General features: G+C 64.0%; 18 protein-coding genes and 2 pseudogenes. 5 read left to right on the top strand and 15 right to left on the bottom strand.

Annotated features, from left to right (window positions below):
* Positions 1-73 precede the first annotated feature (73 nt).
* The 10 genes and pseudogenes from IED13_RS16515 to IED13_RS16470 all read right to left on the bottom strand — a co-directional run bounded on the left by IED13_RS16515 (position 74) and on the right by IED13_RS16470 (position 6878).
* Positions 74-604, bottom strand: coding sequence for an RES family NAD+ phosphorylase (locus tag IED13_RS16515; RefSeq protein WP_089172791.1), 531 nt, complete (start codon positions 602-604; stop codon positions 74-76).
* Entirely contained in the window at positions 601-987 is a 387-nt protein-coding gene (locus IED13_RS16510; RefSeq protein WP_089172790.1) for an antitoxin Xre/MbcA/ParS toxin-binding domain-containing protein, read from the bottom strand. The genes IED13_RS16515 and IED13_RS16510 overlap by 4 nt, the downstream gene beginning before the upstream one ends.
* A gap of 134 nt (positions 988-1121) precedes the next feature.
* Positions 1122-2297: an MFS transporter gene (locus IED13_RS16505; RefSeq protein ID WP_318652272.1), complete on the bottom strand. Its 1176-nt coding sequence runs from the start codon at positions 2295-2297 to the stop codon at positions 1122-1124.
* Positions 2294-3700, bottom strand: coding sequence for an NAD(P)-binding domain-containing protein (locus IED13_RS16500; RefSeq protein ID WP_191124866.1), 1407 nt, complete (start codon positions 3698-3700; stop codon positions 2294-2296). Before IED13_RS16500 ends, IED13_RS16505 begins: the two co-directional genes overlap by 4 nt.
* Positions 3701-3756: 56 nt before the next feature.
* A complete protein-coding gene (locus tag IED13_RS16495; RefSeq protein ID WP_089172788.1) occupies positions 3757-4074 on the bottom strand; it encodes an ArsR/SmtB family transcription factor in 318 nt (105 codons plus the stop codon).
* Positions 4075-4132: 58 nt separating this feature from the next.
* Complete coding sequence (gene arsB / locus IED13_RS16490; RefSeq protein ID WP_089172902.1) at positions 4133-5185, bottom strand: ACR3 family arsenite efflux transporter; 1053 nt, start codon at positions 5183-5185, stop codon at positions 4133-4135.
* Positions 5186-5192: 7 nt separating this feature from the next.
* Positions 5193-5618: an arsenate reductase (glutaredoxin) gene (arsC, locus tag IED13_RS16485; RefSeq protein ID WP_191124814.1), complete on the bottom strand. Its 426-nt coding sequence runs from the start codon at positions 5616-5618 to the stop codon at positions 5193-5195.
* A gap of 13 nt (positions 5619-5631) precedes the next feature.
* Positions 5632-6156, bottom strand: a pseudogene (locus IED13_RS16480) (arsenate reductase ArsC); the annotation flags it as partial.
* Entirely contained in the window at positions 6149-6505 is a 357-nt protein-coding gene (locus IED13_RS16475; RefSeq protein WP_089172785.1) for an ArsR/SmtB family transcription factor, read from the bottom strand. The gene IED13_RS16475 and the pseudogene IED13_RS16480, both read right to left, overlap by 8 nt.
* Before the next feature lie 109 nt (positions 6506-6614).
* Positions 6615-6878, bottom strand: a complete 264-nt coding sequence (locus tag IED13_RS16470) for a hypothetical protein (RefSeq protein ID WP_157732849.1) — start codon at positions 6876-6878, stop codon at positions 6615-6617.
* 196 nt (positions 6879-7074) lie between these two features.
* On the opposite strand from IED13_RS16470, the gene IED13_RS16465 reads away from it, so the two are divergent.
* The 3 genes from IED13_RS16465 to IED13_RS16455 all read left to right on the top strand — a co-directional run bounded on the left by IED13_RS16465 (position 7075) and on the right by IED13_RS16455 (position 8925).
* Positions 7075-7746 carry a hypothetical protein gene (locus tag IED13_RS16465; protein ID WP_089172784.1) on the top strand — a complete coding sequence of 224 codons (672 nt, stop codon included), beginning with the start codon at positions 7075-7077 and terminating at the stop codon, positions 7744-7746.
* On the top strand, positions 7743-8369 hold the full coding sequence (locus tag IED13_RS16460; RefSeq protein ID WP_318652277.1) for an RES family NAD+ phosphorylase: 627 nt from the start codon (positions 7743-7745) through the stop codon (positions 8367-8369). Before IED13_RS16465 ends, IED13_RS16460 begins: the two co-directional genes overlap by 4 nt.
* Before the next feature lie 115 nt (positions 8370-8484).
* Complete coding sequence (locus IED13_RS16455) at positions 8485-8925, top strand: hypothetical protein (protein ID WP_089172782.1); 441 nt, start codon at positions 8485-8487, stop codon at positions 8923-8925.
* A 21-nt stretch (positions 8926-8946) separates the two neighbouring features.
* Here IED13_RS16455 and IED13_RS16450 read toward each other — a convergent pair whose 3' ends face one another.
* The 3 genes from IED13_RS16450 to IED13_RS16440 are packed head-to-tail and all read right to left on the bottom strand — an operon-like array spanning position 8947 to position 11677.
* The gene (locus tag IED13_RS16450; RefSeq protein ID WP_089172781.1) at positions 8947-9981 is read right to left on the bottom strand and encodes a CBASS cGAMP-activated phospholipase; all 1035 of its coding nucleotides are present in this window, start codon (positions 9979-9981) and stop codon (positions 8947-8949) included.
* Complete coding sequence (locus IED13_RS16445) at positions 9978-10430, bottom strand: type II CBASS E2 protein (RefSeq protein ID WP_191124813.1); 453 nt, start codon at positions 10428-10430, stop codon at positions 9978-9980. Before IED13_RS16445 ends, IED13_RS16450 begins: the two co-directional genes overlap by 4 nt.
* A complete protein-coding gene (locus tag IED13_RS16440; RefSeq protein ID WP_089172901.1) occupies positions 10430-11677 on the bottom strand; it encodes a nucleotidyltransferase domain-containing protein in 1248 nt (415 codons plus the stop codon). The genes IED13_RS16445 and IED13_RS16440 overlap by 1 nt, the downstream gene beginning before the upstream one ends.
* A gap of 191 nt (positions 11678-11868) precedes the next feature.
* Here IED13_RS16440 and IED13_RS16435 point away from each other — a divergent pair, with 191 nt between their 5' ends.
* Both IED13_RS16435 and IED13_RS16430 read left to right on the top strand, forming a co-directional pair.
* Positions 11869-12189, top strand: a complete 321-nt coding sequence (locus tag IED13_RS16435) for a helix-turn-helix domain-containing protein (RefSeq protein ID WP_191124812.1) — start codon at positions 11869-11871, stop codon at positions 12187-12189.
* Positions 12186-13109 carry an ImmA/IrrE family metallo-endopeptidase gene (locus IED13_RS16430; protein ID WP_089172780.1) on the top strand — a complete coding sequence of 308 codons (924 nt, stop codon included), beginning with the start codon at positions 12186-12188 and terminating at the stop codon, positions 13107-13109. The genes IED13_RS16435 and IED13_RS16430 overlap by 4 nt, the downstream gene beginning before the upstream one ends.
* Positions 13110-13282: 173 nt before the next feature.
* Here IED13_RS16430 and IED13_RS16425 read toward each other — a convergent pair whose 3' ends face one another.
* Both IED13_RS16425 and IED13_RS16420 read right to left on the bottom strand, forming a co-directional pair.
* Complete coding sequence (locus tag IED13_RS16425) at positions 13283-13948, bottom strand: hypothetical protein (protein ID WP_157732848.1); 666 nt, start codon at positions 13946-13948, stop codon at positions 13283-13285.
* A 310-nt stretch (positions 13949-14258) separates the two neighbouring features.
* Positions 14259-15383 (bottom strand): annotated as a pseudogene (locus IED13_RS16420) (RHE_PE00001 family protein); the annotation flags it as partial.
* Positions 15384-15516 lie beyond the last annotated feature (133 nt).

Raw genomic sequence — 15516 nt, 5'->3', positions numbered from 1 at the left:
GCCCTGGCCTGAGCAAGGGACGATCCTGTGCCGTTTGGCTTTTCACCGGCGTGCTCGCATCATCGCTTGAACGTCAGGCCTTGGACCAGGAGGATTGATCTTTGGGAAGGCTCTCGTCTGGATCGTGGACTGCGACGGAATCAGAAGCGCTCAGGTTTGCGCCGAAAACGACCAGATTGGTTCCACCCGGATGCCGGAGTGACGGGAACAAGATCCCCCCATAGCCCGCGGAAATCGCAGCATCTGCAAGCGGCCAGGATGGCGGGATCTTGCCTAGGATGTTGTAGATTTTCCGCCAGTCACAGTCCCATGACGCCCAGGCCGCTGCCCAGACATTCGGATCATAGCCGGCGGAGAAATCGACGACTTGTTGAAGGTCGATCATGTATGCAGCAAGCGTCGCGGGTCGGGTCAATGACGAACCCTGGCGATATTCCTCCAGAGCAGTCTGCGGCGCGCGCGAAAGATAAAGCGCCTCGACACCAATTCGATTGAAGCGGCCGCCGACCATAGCTGCGCCAGCTCCGCTGGTCGGCACGAATGCCCACTTTGGCGTCAGATAGCGATGGAAGACCTCGTCCGGTCCAAGCCGGACAAGCTTCATCCGCTCGCTCCGATTTCGAGGGCTTGCAGATACCTCAATACAGCTTCGCTATGACCTTCGGCGACCAGTTCCGCAGCCGTTTTATGATCGTAGTCGGAAATCGGTTCATTCATGAACCAATAAATCGCCTTGTCGAGATCGCCTGCGAGTTCAGCTGCGGCCGTTATGACCTTTGCCATCTCGCGAAACCGACCTTGAAGCCTCTCCGAGCTTGGCTTGCGAAGCGTGTTCCGATGAACGCCTGTCATTTTTGCCAGGCTGGAAACCTGGATGCCCAGCACCTTCGAGAAGCGCCCTGGAGAAATATAGGGGGTCTTCGGTTCCTGCAGCTTCTGCATAAAGCCCGACACAATCGCCGGACCAAGTCTCTCAGCATGTGCCATGGTTAAACTCCGCTACCATTCCCGCACAATATATGCACACTCATGCGCACATCAAGTGCCGTGTTGCGAGCACGCTGGACTCCAACAGGACGGGAGCATCCAAGCTCGCAATCCTAGAATGAGTGCGACGTTTATCATCTCCGGTTGCTGGCATTCCACAAACATCCGCCGAGCACGACATTGATCGTCACCAGTAGGATGAGGGCAGCGTAGGTCGCGCTCGACCCAACCTTTTCAAGCAGCAGGGCGCCCAACGTCGGCGCCAGCGCCTGCGCGATGAGGCTCGGCCGCGCGAGCTTTCCGACGAGAGGCGCATAACGTTGGGATCCGAATTGAGCGAGCGGCAATGTGCCCTTCGCGATCGAGAAGACGCCATTCCCCGCACCGTAGAGGATCAGAGCCAGGGCGATCGGGCCAACCCCGAGCGCCAGCATCGCAAGTCCCAGAGCAATCAAGCCGAGGGCCGCGCTCATCGTCCAGATCGGATGGTGGCGGCCTCCGCCTGCCATTTCGACGATGCGGCCACCGACCTGGGCCGGCCCAACAAGAGCTCCGAGGGCCACGGCCGCTGCCAGGCCGATCCCCTGTGCCTGGAGCAGCGTCAGCAAGTGGACGCCGACGATCGCGCCGATGGCGCCTCCGATGATCATGATCCCGGAGAGAAGCCGGAACGCACGGCTCTCCGACGGAAGCAGCTCAGTTGTTGGACCACCGCCTCCAACCTTCGCCCTAAGAAGCTCCGGTGGAGCCTTCGGAAGGGCCATAAGGACGACCGGGAGGGAGATCAAGAGCTGGATGGCTGCGTACGCGAAGCAGGTGCCTCGCCATCCAAAATGAGCGACGAGGTAGGCCGACAATGGCCAGCACACGGTGCTGGCGAAACCACCCCACAGCGTCAGCATCGTGATCGCTGACCGAGCGGTACCGCCATAAAGACGCCCGAGCGTCGAGAACGCCGCATCGTAGAGACCCGCGGCCATCCCAGCTCCGAGCACGATCCATCCAAATACGAAGACCGGCAAGTTCGGGGCCATGCCCAGGATGAATTGCCCCGCGGCGAGGAGGATGGCCGCCGTCGCCAGAACCGGTCGTCCGCCCGTCTCGCCGATGGCGCGACCGATGTAGGGCGCGACGACCCCGGCGGTGAGCAACCCGATCGACAGCGCGCCGACGACCCAGGACAACGGCCAGCCCGTGTCGTTCGCGATCGGTGCGGCAAGGACGGCAGGGAGATAATAGGAGGAACCCCAGGCGAGGATCTGCACCACGCCCAGGGCCGAGATGACCGTCAGCCGGTTCCGCTCGGTCACGCTGCCTTGCCGCAGCAGGAGGACGTCGCCGGTTCGGGCTGCTTCGCCGGTCCGCAGCCGCAGCCGGGCTGCCCTTCAGCCTTCGCCTCGGCATCCGCCACACAGCAGGCATTGGCCTGGGCGGGAGCCGGCCCGCCACAGCAATCGCCCGAAGGCGCCGCCTTGCACACGCCGGTCTCCGGCAGAACGAGTTTCACGTCATCGGCTGCAGCCAGATCGCCAGCGATCGCGGCTGCGATCGACCGAACTTGCTCATAGCCGGTCAGCATCAGGAAAGTCGGCGCCCGCCCATAGCTCTTGATTCCGACGGTGTAGAACCCCGACTCCGGGTGCGACAGCTCGCGGTGACCATGTGGCGGCACCGAGCCGCAGGAATGCAGGTTCGGATCGATCAGCGGGCCGAGCGCCTTGGCGCTTTCCAGCCAGGGATCGAACTCGACCCGTAGCTCCCGGGTCAGCGAGAAATCCGGCCGCTGACCCGTGCAGCCTACTATGCGATCGACCGGTCCAATCGTCCGGCCAACACCGTCGACCTCCCCGTCTACGAACAGGTGGGTGCCGTCCTCACGAACTCCGGTGGCCCCGAAGCCCGAGATCAGTTCGATGCGGCCTTCCGCGACGAGGCGGTGCAGGCGCTGCCCGAGCTCGCCACGCGCGGCAAGCTGATCATTCGCTCCGCCGCCAAACACCCGGGACAGATCACGTCCGCGCGTAGCCCAGATTGCCTTGGTGCCGGGCTCGGCGACCGCAAGCTCTTCGAGATCAAGTAGGACGTTCGCCGCCGAGTGGCCCGCACCGATGACGAGCGTCGCCCGCCCGGCATAGGTCGATCGATCGCGGCTCGATACATCAGGTATCCCGTAGGCGATGCGATCCTGGTGCGCCTCCTCGCCATCCACCGCGAGTCCACCGGCGCCGATCGGGTTGGGCGATGTCCAGGTTCCCGATGCATCGATGATCGCTCGTGCCTGGTCGCGCCGCGTTGCCCCATCATCCCCGACGACAGTGAGCACGAAAGAACGCTGCTCTCGATCGCGGCTGACCACCTTGTCGATGCCGTGGCGTCCGATCGCGGCGATACGGGCGCCGTATTCGATCACGGAGGCGAGCGACGGCGTGGCGGCCAGCGGGGCGAGATAGCTATCCACCAGCTCGGCCCCGGTCGGGTAGGCCTGCCCGTCCGGTTCCTTCCACCCGGCATTGGCGAGCAGGTCGCGGGCCGCGGGCGAGATGTTGAACTCCCACGGAGAGAACAGGCTGACATGACCCCAGGCGCGAATATTCGCCCCCGCCTCGCGGCCTGCCTCATAGACCTTCACCGTGATGCCGCGTTCGATGAGGTTTGCCGCCGCAGCGAGCCCGACTGGCCCAGCTCCGATGACGGCGACGGGAAGCTCGGTCATTCTGTTTTCCACTGTTTCTAGAATGATAGAATTATTCGGCAAATAAAAAGGGCTTGTCAGGCGGCCTTTTCCGGCGCTCGAGAGTAACCCTCTTCGATGCAGCATTCGTCGCCGAGGAAGCCGAGAAGGGCATCCATGGCAGGGTAGACAGCACGGCAGATCAGCGTGGTGGCTTGACGCTCCTGCGAGACGAGGCCGTTACGGATCAGCCGCTGAAGGTGGTGTGACAAGGTCGAGGCCGGGATCCCAAGACGCTCCTGCACCTGATTGACGGGCAGGCCACCGTGACCCGCCCGGACGAGCGTCCGGTAGAGCTCCAACCGGGTTGGATTCCCGAGAGCCTCAAGCTGCTTCGCTGCTTCTTCGACGTTCATGGAAATACAATGCGGTCAGCCAAAGGCAGCGTCAAGCTATATTTCCATGAACATCGAATTATTCTCCGACCGGAATTGCGGCCGCCTTGCCGCCGCGCTCGTACCAACCCTTCGACCGGTTCACGATCCAGACGACGGTGAGCATGACCGGCACCTCGATCAGGACGCCGACGACCGTGGCGAGCGCGGCTCCGGAGTTGAAACCGAACAGGCTGATCGCCGCGGCGACAGCGAGCTCGAAGAAGTTCGAGGCGCCGATCAGCGCGGACGGCCCCGCGACGCAATGCTGCTCGCCGGCGATCCGGTTCAGCAGGTAGGCCAGCCCGGCGTTCAGGTAGACCTGGATCAGGATCGGCACCGCCAGCAGCGCGATCACCATCGGTTGGGCGAGGATCTGCTCGCCCTGGAAGCCGAAGAGCAGGACGAGGGTGGCAAGCAGGGCAACGAGCGAAACCGGCCCGAGGCGACCGAGCAGCCTGTCGAGCGCAGCCTGTCCGCCCTTCGCCAGAAGGCGGCTACGAACGAGTTGCGCGACGATCACCGGAATGACGATGTAGAGGACGACCGAGAGGACGAGCGTTCCCCATGGCACCATGATCGCCGACAATCCCAGTAGCAGGCCGACGATCGGCGCGAAGGCGACGACCATGATCGCGTCGTTGAGCGCGACCTGGCTGAGCGTGAAATGCGGCTCGCCCTTCGTCAGGTTGGACCAGACGAAGACCATCGCCGTGCAGGGCGCCGCGGCCAGGATGATGAGCCCGGCGATGTAGCTGTTGACCTGGTCGGCCGGGAGCCATGGCCGGAACAGCCAGGCGATGAAGAACCAGCCGAGCGCCGCCATCGAGAACGGCTTCACGGCCCAATTGATGAAGAGGGTGACGCCGATCCCGCGCCAATGCCGGCCAACCTGCCCGAGCGCCGCGAAGTCGATCTTCAGCAGCATCGGGATGACCATCATCCAGATCAGGACCGCAACGGGAAGGTTGACCTTGGCGACCTCGGCCGCGCCGATGGCCTGGAACACGCCCGGCATGACGTGGCCGAGCGCGATGCCGACGACAATGCACAGCGCGACCCAGATGGTCAGGTAGCGTTCGAAGGTGGACATAGTGACCTCAGGCGAGAGCGGCAGGGCGACCGGAGGCATCGACGACGAGCTCGCCATCCTCCTTGCGGAACTCCCCGCGCTGCGGCGGCAGTAGGGAGAGAACAGCCTCGGACGGCCGGCACAGCTTCACGCCCTTGGGCGAAACGACCAGCGGGCGGTTGATCAGGATGGGATGGGCCTCGATCGCGTCGAGCAGGGCTTCATCCGTTAGGCTCTGGTCGCCGAGGCCGAGTTCGGCGAAGGGCGTTCCCTTCTCGCGCAGGATGTCTCGGACGGCCAGGCCGGCACGGTCGAGAAGCTGTTTAAGCAGCGCCTGGATCGGCGGCGTCTTCAGGTATTCGATGACGTGCGGCTCGACGCCCGCATTGCGGATCAGGCCGAGGGTGTTCCGGGACGTCCCGCAGGCCGGGTTGTGATAGATGATCACGTCCATCACGCGACCTCCGGGCGACCGCCGGGCGACCGCCGCTCGCGCCCTCGAGGCCGCCGATCCGCCGGACCTGCTGCGCCAAGGCCATCTCGTCGAGGCTCGCAACGGGTAGCGACAAGAGGACGTTGATCCGGTTCCTGAGATAGCGCAGCGCCGTCACGAAGGCCCGCTCGCGCTCGATCTCGCTGCCCTGGACGTTGGACGGGTCCTCGATGCCCCAATGCGCCGTGATCGGCTGACCCGGCCAAAGTGGGCAGGCCTCGCCCGCCGCCTGATCGCAGACGGTGATCACGAGATCCATGTCGGGCGCGCCGGGCTTCGCGAAGACATCCCAGGTCTTCGACGAGAGGCCCTCGGTCGGGATGCCTTCGGCATCCAGCACCTTGAGCGCCATCGGCTTCGGCCCGGGACCGCCCTCGCTGCCGGCGGAAAAGGCTCGGAAACGCCCTTCCCCGAGATGGTTGAGCAAGGCCTCAGCCATGATCGACCGGGCGGAGTTATGCGTGCAGAGGAACAGCACGTTGTGGACGCGATCAGGCATCGGTCGTGACCTTCGGTGGACAGCAGGGAGCGAGCTCGGCCAGGAGCGGCGCGCAGATCTCCTGGCGGCCGCCGCAGCAATCCTTGAGGAGGAAGGCGATGGCCGATCGAAGCGCGTCGAGATCGGCCCGGTAGACGATCGAGCGGCTGAAGCGCTCCGAACGAACGAGTCCTGCCCGGCTGAGAATGCTCAAGTGCGACGACATCGTGTTGTGGGGAACCTCGAGACGGCGCGCGACCTCACCGGCGGGCAGACCCTCCGGCTCCGCAGTCACCAGCAAGCGGAAGACATCGAGGCGCGTGCTCTGCGCCAGCGCCGCCAGGGCGAGGATGACTTGTTCATTTTCCATATGTCGAGACTAATCGACATATTTGAGGGAGTCCAGTGACCTCACGACTATTTGTCCACGAAGCGCTCGACACCCGACCTATCGGCGCCCCGGAGCCGACGTTGAGCGATCAGAGCCCGTTCAAGAATGCCTGCAATTTGTCGTCTGGCTCAAAGCGGATGCCGCCTTGCCCGCTCATCGGCGTGACTCTTGCCAATGCTGCCTCTTTAAGTGCGATGTGAGCATGAAGATAGATTTGCGTGGTCTCGCTCGACTCGTGTGTCAAATCGCGTTGAAGCTTCGGTGCTGAATCACACTCGGGATTGCGCAGCGCGAGGGAGCGCAGCGGTGAGTCGAGATGGATATCGGCAGCATGAACAAAGCGGTACGTCACCGGATCTCCAACTTGAAGCCACTTTAGCCGACACTGGCTATCTCGACCGGCTGCCCACGATACAATGAGCAAGAAACGACACGGACCCCTACACCTTCCATGCGTGCGATCCGCTCGCGCAATTCGCCCTCGCCTGCATCTGACGAAGTTGACGAACGTGACGGGTGTCTCCATATTTCGGGTCAGGAGGTGCACCATGCCAGCAACACGCAAGAAGGGCAGCGCCGCCAGCAGGAGAAGCGAGCGCAGCGGAAAGTACCTGACGGTCGGCCTCGCCACCTCGCTGGAGCCGCTGTTCACCGAGACAAGCATCCCGCGCACCAAGCGCGTGCTGTCTGCCTATGCCAAGGCGATCAAACGGTTCGAGGATACCGGCAAGCCGGTCCGGATGACCGTCACCTTAAAATCGACGGGGATGGCGCCTGAGGTCCAGGTCGAAGATGCTGCGCCGGCCACAGGCGACGCGCTCGATCGGGCGCTCGCCAGCGCGGCAGCTCGCGGCGCACAGCGCGTCGCCGAGATCCTGAAGGATCCGCAGATGCTGTCAGCCGATCAGTTCGCCGAGGAGATCGGAGCTACCCGCGAGACGGTCAATCGAAAGCGCAAGCGGCATGAGGTCCTTGGCCTTGAAGGACCAAAGCGCGGTCTGCGTTTCCCTCGCTGGCAGCTCGACGACAGCGGCCGATTGCTTGCGGACTTGCCGAAGCTTTTCCAGGCGGTGGGTGACCATCCGTGGGCCGTGTACCGGTTCCTGGTGCAGGCCCATCGCGAGCTCGACGGAAGCACGGGCCTTGCTGCGGTGCGGGCCGGCCGGGTCGATGAAGCGGTTGAGGTCGCCAAGGCGACCGGCAGGGGTGACTTCTCCTGACTGCTGCACCGCACGATCTGCCACCGCTCGACTTCGCATCGCGCAGGCTCAAGCTCACGACGCTCGGCCCCGGGCGCCCGTGGTATCGGCTTTATGAGAGCCGGCACCCGGATGCTCTCGGCTTCGGGTATGGATCGAGCCGATTCAGCGCCCCGGAGGCCGGATCGGCTGTAGTGGATCGCTTCGGCGTGGTCTATTTCGGTAGCAGCATGAAAGTGTGCTTCGCCGAAGCGATCCTGCGCGATGCCGGCGTTGGAATGTCGGGGCTCATTCCGTTCGAGATGGGCGAGCTCGAGCGCTACGCCTGCGCCGAGGTCGTGGTGACGACGGACCTTTATCTCGTCGATCTGCGCGGCGATGGTCTCGTTCAGATGCGCATGCCGACCGACGCCGCGCGGGCGCGCGACCATCGCCTTGGCCAGCAGTGGTCGCGCGCCTTTTGGCTCAATGATGCGCGGCCGGACGGCATCATCTACGAGTCGCGGCTAAACGGAGAAGCCAACATTGCCGTTTATGATCGCGCGCTCTCAAAGCTGGGCGTCAGCGATGTGCGGCCGATGATGGAGCGCCGCGAGGAGATGGCCGGGATCATCGACGATTTTGAGTTGGCTATCGTGCGATGATTGACTCCGCGGCAGACGGTGCGACGAATTCGGCAAGCGTCCTGCATGAAGTCGCGACGATCCTCGATCGCGGCAGCAAATCGATAGCGCCGGCCACCTGAGGGCTTATCGGCAGATGGATCAGCCCGGTCTTCGCTACGTCTGGAAGCAGAAGCAGGTGCCGGTCATTCTCCGTCGCGACGGACGTGGCGAGAAGCTACGAGTGCGGCTGCCATTCGCGGACGACAATCGGCAATGGCTTCAGAACGCACGGCGGACGCCACCCGAATGGTTCGGCGGCGACGAGTCCTACTGGGAGCTCCCTAAATCGTGGTTCAACGACTTCGTTGATCGAGCCCTGCGGCGCTACGGCAAGGTCTATATCATCCAGCCCTATCGCGAGCAGGAGATCTGCGCGCGAGCCTGTCGGGAAGCCGTCGGACACGAATGCCAGTGCTCCTGCATGGGAGCCAACCATGGCACCGGCAGCGACGGGACCTGGTTCGATATCTCCGATACCTTCTCAACGCGCTGGGGCGAGCGTGAGCTTGCGTGCCGCTTGCTGACAGCTCGATAGCCAGCCCGGGCCACTCGAAGCTCAGGCCATCGGGCAGCGGATGAATTTCTCGACGGCGCCGTCGAGAAACACGCGCTCGATGTGATGCCCGGCTCCTTCGACGAGACTGCGTGCCACCATCGGCAGTTCCCGGACCGACCGTTGCACGTCATCCATCGCGATCGGCGCGTCGCTTTCTGGCACATCGATGCGCGAAACATTGTTCTTGCCCACCAGCAGATAGGCTTGGCCGAGGGCGTTGTGCGACTGTGCACGGGCGGCCGCATTGAACGAACGCAGGAATGCCCAATCCTTGATGCCGCCGTTGCGCGCCCGTTCATCCACGTTGAAGGTGGCCTGCCCCGTGCCCAGGCTCAGGATGCGCACGTCGTCACGGGCGATGTCGAAGCAGGCGAGAGCATCGACCAGCGCATTCATGACGGGGTTGTTGGCCCAGATGCCGCCATCGATCATCACGTAGCCATCATCCTCGACGCCCGGGTAGTAGGAGGGAGCCGCGGTCGTGTGAAGCGCCACATGCGCGAATCTCTTGTGGCGATCCTTCTGGTAGTCCGGGTGGTGGGGCGTCTTGTAGAGGAACGGCTCGCCGTGACGTCCTTCGAAGCTCGGGATCACCAGGCGCGTGACGGCATCGTCGAGCACCTTGTCGCCGAAGATCCTGAGCAGCTCATCCTTGAGAACGGCCTGGTTATGCTTCGGCTTGAACAGCCAGCGCAGCGCCCTTGCGATCCCGCTGAAGCCAGCCGCCGGCGGGAAGATGCGCTCGCCGCGTTCGAGATAGATGTCCAGCGCCTGCCGCGCTGTCATGCCGTGCGCAAGAGCGAGCGCGATGATGCCGCCTGTCGAAGTGCCGGCGATCATATCGAAATGATTGGCAATCGAGGCACCGCGCAGGAAGCGGCACTCGAGTTCCGCCAGCACGGCGGCCGGGAAAACTCCCCGAATGCCGCCACCGTCGATCGACAGGATGCGGAACGGGCGACCCTGTGGCCACGGCTGCTTCACGCGCGCATGCTGGATCGTGCCGTCCGATCGGCGCGGCGGAATGTAGTTCATCGCGTCGTCTCCATCGCTTCGGGTGGCGGGGGTTCCGGGTGCCGGCCCCCCCCGGTCCAGCGCCCGGTCATGAGCCAGAGTTCGTAGCAAACAAGCCAATCGAGAGCCCAAGGTACTGTCGTGCTTGCGATGGTCATCGCTGCCGTCCATTCCTGCTCGCGCGGATCGAACAGGCAAAGGGTCGGATCCTCGGCCGGCGGGTAGACATGAGGCAACTGACCCTCGACGTTTCCCGGCAGCCGGACCAGCTCGGGGGCGAGCACGCGCGCCTCGGGACATGAGCCGAGCTCGTAGCGGATTTCCAGGGAGTAGCTCGCATATTGCGGCCTCACGCTCCCCACCCATCGTGCCTGCTGCGCGCGGCGGTCTATCCGACGCGCGGCGAACAGCGGCCAGGTCGCCTTCATTGCGGCAACCTGCGCGTCGATGGAAAGGATCAGCGTGTTCATCAGATCTTGCGGCCGAAGAATGTGTGCGGCCGCGCGGCCGCGACAGACGGCACGACCAGCGGCGCGGCGACGGCCGCGGCGCTCGGCAACAGCACGCCGCCACGCCGCGTATAGAGCTGGCGCGATTGCTGAATGTCCCCGCCGATTTCAATTGCGATCTGATCGGCGGCGCGGGTGACGACGCGGTCGCCGAAGTCGCTGCGCAGCATCTCCATCATGGTGTTGGGGAAGATTTCGCCCTTGCGCATCGCGTCGAGCGAGCGGACGAGGTCGCGCAGATGGTCGGCGAACTCGTTCTGCTGCGCGATCGATTCAGGCCACCGATCCGTGAAGATATCATCCTCGCAGACCGGGTTGGCGACATGCAGACGACGACCGTAGAGCGAAGCCTGTTCGATTTCGCGGATGATCCAGCTGGCGATGCGCGCGAGCATGGCGCTGAGCGACATGTTCGGCTGCGCGGCGAGCCCGGCATAGTAGGAGAGCATCACCGACGGCGGGATGCGCCCGCTGTCGGCCGCGTAGCGGATATTGCGGAACCGCTTGAGGAGCTGAAGGGCAAGCGTCGCGGTGTTCTTGACGATGAAGTGGCACTGATCCGGCACGTCATCGACCTCGGCGTCCGCACGAGCGGCAAGGCCGGCATGGTCGAGCCACCGACGGTGGAATTCGCGCGCCATGCGCGGCTCGAGCGGCGTCTTGCTCGCATACCATTGCGCAAAGCCATAGGCATTCATGTCGACGAACCTATCGTCGGCGGAGCGATGCGGCCCCTTGGCGTGGGTGATCAGGCTCTCGCGATCGAGCGTGCCAATGACGCGCAGCGAAGGCGTCACATCGAGGTGCATCTTGTCAGCATAGTAGAGGGTGACACAGCGCGTCTGCCGCAACACCTTCTGGACGGGATAGTCGGCGAGGGCCGTTTCCAGCTCTATCAGGATCTGAAGCGGCGTCATCCCGCGAAAACGCCCGCCCAGCTGTGAGACGATATCCAGATCGTATTCGTCGTCCGTGCCACGCGTCGAGATCGTGGCGTCGATCGCCATGGAGCCCTGCGGATAGAAATGCTCGATCTGGTCGAAGAAGGCTGCCGTGCCTTCGAGGTGGCGTCGCACGGCGTCGTAGCGCGATTTCGCCTTGTCGTGCAGCGAAGGCGGCAGCTGAATGCTGAGCGCGATCTCCGCGAGGATGCGGTCGAGAGGATCGTCGAACGGATTGAGACCGGTCGGCGCAAGCTGCATGTTCATATCGATCTCCGTGGCGGCTCGGATTGCATCTGTGCTGTGCATCTCGTCACCGCCCGCGCGATGTTCGGGATGATACGAGTCTCTGTCCGTCTACTCCGAACAAGATGGGAAGCTTGAATGCGCCTGTCAAGGGTCGTAGACTATCGCTACTCCGAACAGGCGTCGGAGGTACGATTTTGGAAGGGCCGGTTATGAAATTTGGTGAGCGGATCAAGAAGTTACGAACTCAGAAAGGCCTGACGCTCGATCAGCTCGCCCAGGAAACCGCGTCCTCGAAGAGCTACATTTGGGAGCTCGAAAACAAGAATCCCCCTAGACCGTCTGCCGAGAAGCTATCCTCGATTGCGAGTGCCCTGGGGGTCACCGTCGACTATCTGATCGGCGCCGACACCCAGACCCTGAGTGACGCAGAGGATACCGCCTTCTTCCGGCAATATAGCGGCTTGCCGGAGGAGACCCGCCGCCAGATCCGAGAGATGGCTCGCATCCTCGATACCAAGCCGCGTAAATGAACGAGCCAAGCCGCCTCCGGCCGCTGAAAGAGGCGGCTCGCATCACCCAGATGCTGGACCTGGTCCTCGGAGCGGACCGTTTTGATCGCGCGCCGGTCGACATGGTCGGGCTCGCGCTGGAATATTCACGGAAGATTGCGCCGCAAAGCCCTATCCATGAGGTCGTCGAGCGCGACATCTCCGGTTGCGTCGGCGCCCTGGTCTATGGCGAGGCGCGACCGCGCCAATGGGCGATCATGTACCATGTCGGCCAGTCCAACGGCCGCCGCTCCTTCACGGTCGGACATGAGTTCGCCCACTACATTCTCCATCGGCAGCTGATCGAGGAGGACGGGCGCTTCGACGGCGGCATCTATTGCGATGAGAACGCTGTGGTCCGCCGCGGTGGATCCGGTATCGAACAGGAGGCGGACGAGTTCGCGGCGGCACTGTTGATGCCGCTTCACGACTTCCGTCGGCAGCACCCTGCCAACGCTCGCGTCGATTTCGACATCCTCGGGCGCCTCGCGAAGCGCTATGGCGTCTCCATGACCGCCGCGATCCTGCGCTGGCTCGAATACACGGAAACGCGGGCCATGGTGGTCGTCTCGAACGAGGGTTTTGCCCATTGGGCAAAACCGAGTGACCGTGCGCTGAAGTCAGGACGGTTCATCCGTACGAAGAACACCGTGTTCGAGCTGCCCGCCCAGGCCTTCGCCGCTCGCGGCGATTACTCGGACAGTGCTCTCACGGGAACGATGCAGACCGCGGGCGTGTGGTTTCCTGAGCCGGTGCATGAAATGTGCTTTCGCTCCGATCGATACGATCAGGAGATCTCCCTGCTCCAATTTGAGTCCGAGGGCCCGCGCTTCCAAGGGGAAGAGGAAGAGCCCGACGTCTTGGATCGATTCACCAACGGCGGGCAGTTGCCGAGCCGGTGATGCGACGGTCGGGTGTCGCCGAGGCAAGGGGCGCCGAAAGGCCCTGCATTGTGGTGGGACCGGGGTCGAGACCAGATGAGCAGCATGTCGCTCTTGCCTTCGACAGAATTGGCGTAGATTGGGACGGGGATCCATTCGGCCAATCGAAGCGTCGATTTGCTCGAGGTCGCGGTTCAGCCGCCTTCATCGGCCGGGATAGGAAGCGTGTCCTCGAAACACTCGTGTTGCGGGCCGTCAAGCACAACCGCGCCGATATTCTCGCAGTCCCGCACCTGCAGCCGCAGCGGGATGTTGTTGCCCGGACCAAGCTGGTTCATCAACCAACCGACACAGTGAGCCTCATCGCCCGGCGGATGTTCGTGGCAAGCCATGGCTCTGCCGGTCCCGACGAGGCATCCCGGGCTCGCGATGGTGGCCGCGAGCGTGCGATGTTGGTCTTCGCTGTAGCCATGAGGGATGTCGTGCGGTCGGTCGAAACCTTCCAGGGGCATTTCGCGCATTGCCGGACGCGCTTCAGTCTCTAGCTCACGGTTTCCTCCTGAATTTGAGCAGCCGCCGAAGCACCCGAATTGGCCGAGATCCAAATCTACCTTAAGCACTGTCACTGCGGATGAGAGCGGGCTCCCCGCCAACAGCGCCTGCACCGCTGGAGCATGATCAGTGTGAGCTCGAAGCACGAAATCATCTGGGATGGACGCAGCGTCTGGGTCAACGACGAGACCGGCTGCTGTATCGGTCGGTTCACCCGGCGGGGCGTGGATGTCCACAAAACCGGCCCCGACCAGGTCGCGACGGGAATCCAGTGTCTCGATTGCTTCCATGACGTGGAGCCGGCTCATGCCTGGGATCGGTTTGTCCGGTCGATGAAGCTGCACCACGGGGTGAGCGTTCCGGTGAGCGCCAGGCCCGGATTTGTCCTCCCCGCCCCCCATGCGTCGGAGGGGTTTAGCAAGCCGTCGCTGGGATAGGACACTGCCCGGTTGTCGGCTTAACGAGGCGATCGCTTCGCAGCGGACTCCAGCGCGAAGCCACCAGCAATCCGGCCGAGCCTCGCTGCCGATCCGGATCGCAAGATAGCCATTGCAGGCTCGACCAAGGATGGGATCGCCTGCCGCCGCGCCCCTGCGGATCGCGCCGATCGGCACAAGCCTAGACGATCCCCCAGGCCCGATAGCGTTTCCGGCCGGTGAGCTCGCGCGGCAGGCTGGCGCCGAGCTCTTTCAGCATCGCCTCGACCGCCTGCGGCGTCACTTTTAGCCTCGCTGCGGCCAGTTGCACGGTGACGAGCGGCGACGACACGAACAGCACGATGAGCTCTGCCAGCTTCGAATTCCCCCTTCGATTTTCACACTTCCGCAGCATCAATTCCCGCGCCAGTGACAGCCGATCGCAATCCGCCTGAACGAAGGCAGCCGCCTCCGTCAGCGCGCCGAGCAACCCACCGACCCGGACACTGAGCGCCTGGTGCGGCCCCCAGCGGAAGCGTCCTAGCCTCAAGCCGAGCCCGAGGGTCGGCAGATGCGCCTGAGCCAGACCCCGTTGACGCAACACGATCGCCGCCAGAGCAAAGCCGAGCTCGCCGGCCCGTTCCGACGGCTCGAGCGCCAGCCAGGCATCGAGGGCGAGCGCGGCCGCGAGCGTCGCCGGCAGCCCCCTCCCCTCCTCCAGGACGGCGAGCCAACGCTGGCAGCGCCCGGCGCCGTCATAGGCAGGATCGCGCAGGGTCAGGCTCTTTCGGCCCGCGTCGGAGGACAAGTCGTTCCAGCTGTCGAGTTTGTTGCGGGTGCGCGCCAGTAAGGCGTCGATCTCGGCGAAGGCCGGGTCAGTGGCGGGATCGGTATCATCCTCCAGCTCCTGGTCCTCGCCGATCCGATCATCATCGTCTTCACCGCGATAGCTCTCCTCCCATGGCGCTGAGATCCTATCCGTGGAGACCAGCGCGGCCCCAGATCGCCCGCTCCCTTCCGGTCGCCGCGGTTGCGTGAGCCCGAGCCGCCCCCGCACGGCATCGGGGCTCAGAATCCCGGTCGGCTCGCGCCGCGCCAGGCGCCGGCGCTCGTCAAGCATGGCGGCAGCGCGGGTGATCTCACGGGTCGGGCTGCGCACATCCATGCCGGCGTCGTGCAGGATCAGATCCTCGAGCGGGCAGAGGCCGCCGGCGAGCGCGATCAGGGCCTGGGCCTCGAAGGCGTGGCCGCGCTGACGCACGCCTTCGGCCAGATCGGGCGTGGCCCGGGCCAGGCGCTCGTCGCAGCGGGAGAGCGCGATCGCCGCGGCCTCTGTCGCTTTCCCTTGCCGATTTCAATTGTGGATCGTCACGTCCTTGCCGAGGTTTAGCCTGAATCTGGGGCTCGACTTTCCCCTTACGATTTCGACCTGTCGCGTGAGGAACGTCACATGGCGACAT

The sequence above is a fragment of the Allobosea spartocytisi genome, from assembly GCF_014764685.1.
Classification (GTDB): Bacteria; Pseudomonadota; Alphaproteobacteria; order Rhizobiales; family Beijerinckiaceae; genus Allobosea; species Allobosea spartocytisi.
The sequence above is the reverse complement of the archived record's forward strand: the minus strand, read 5'-3'. Positions and strand labels throughout refer to the sequence as shown.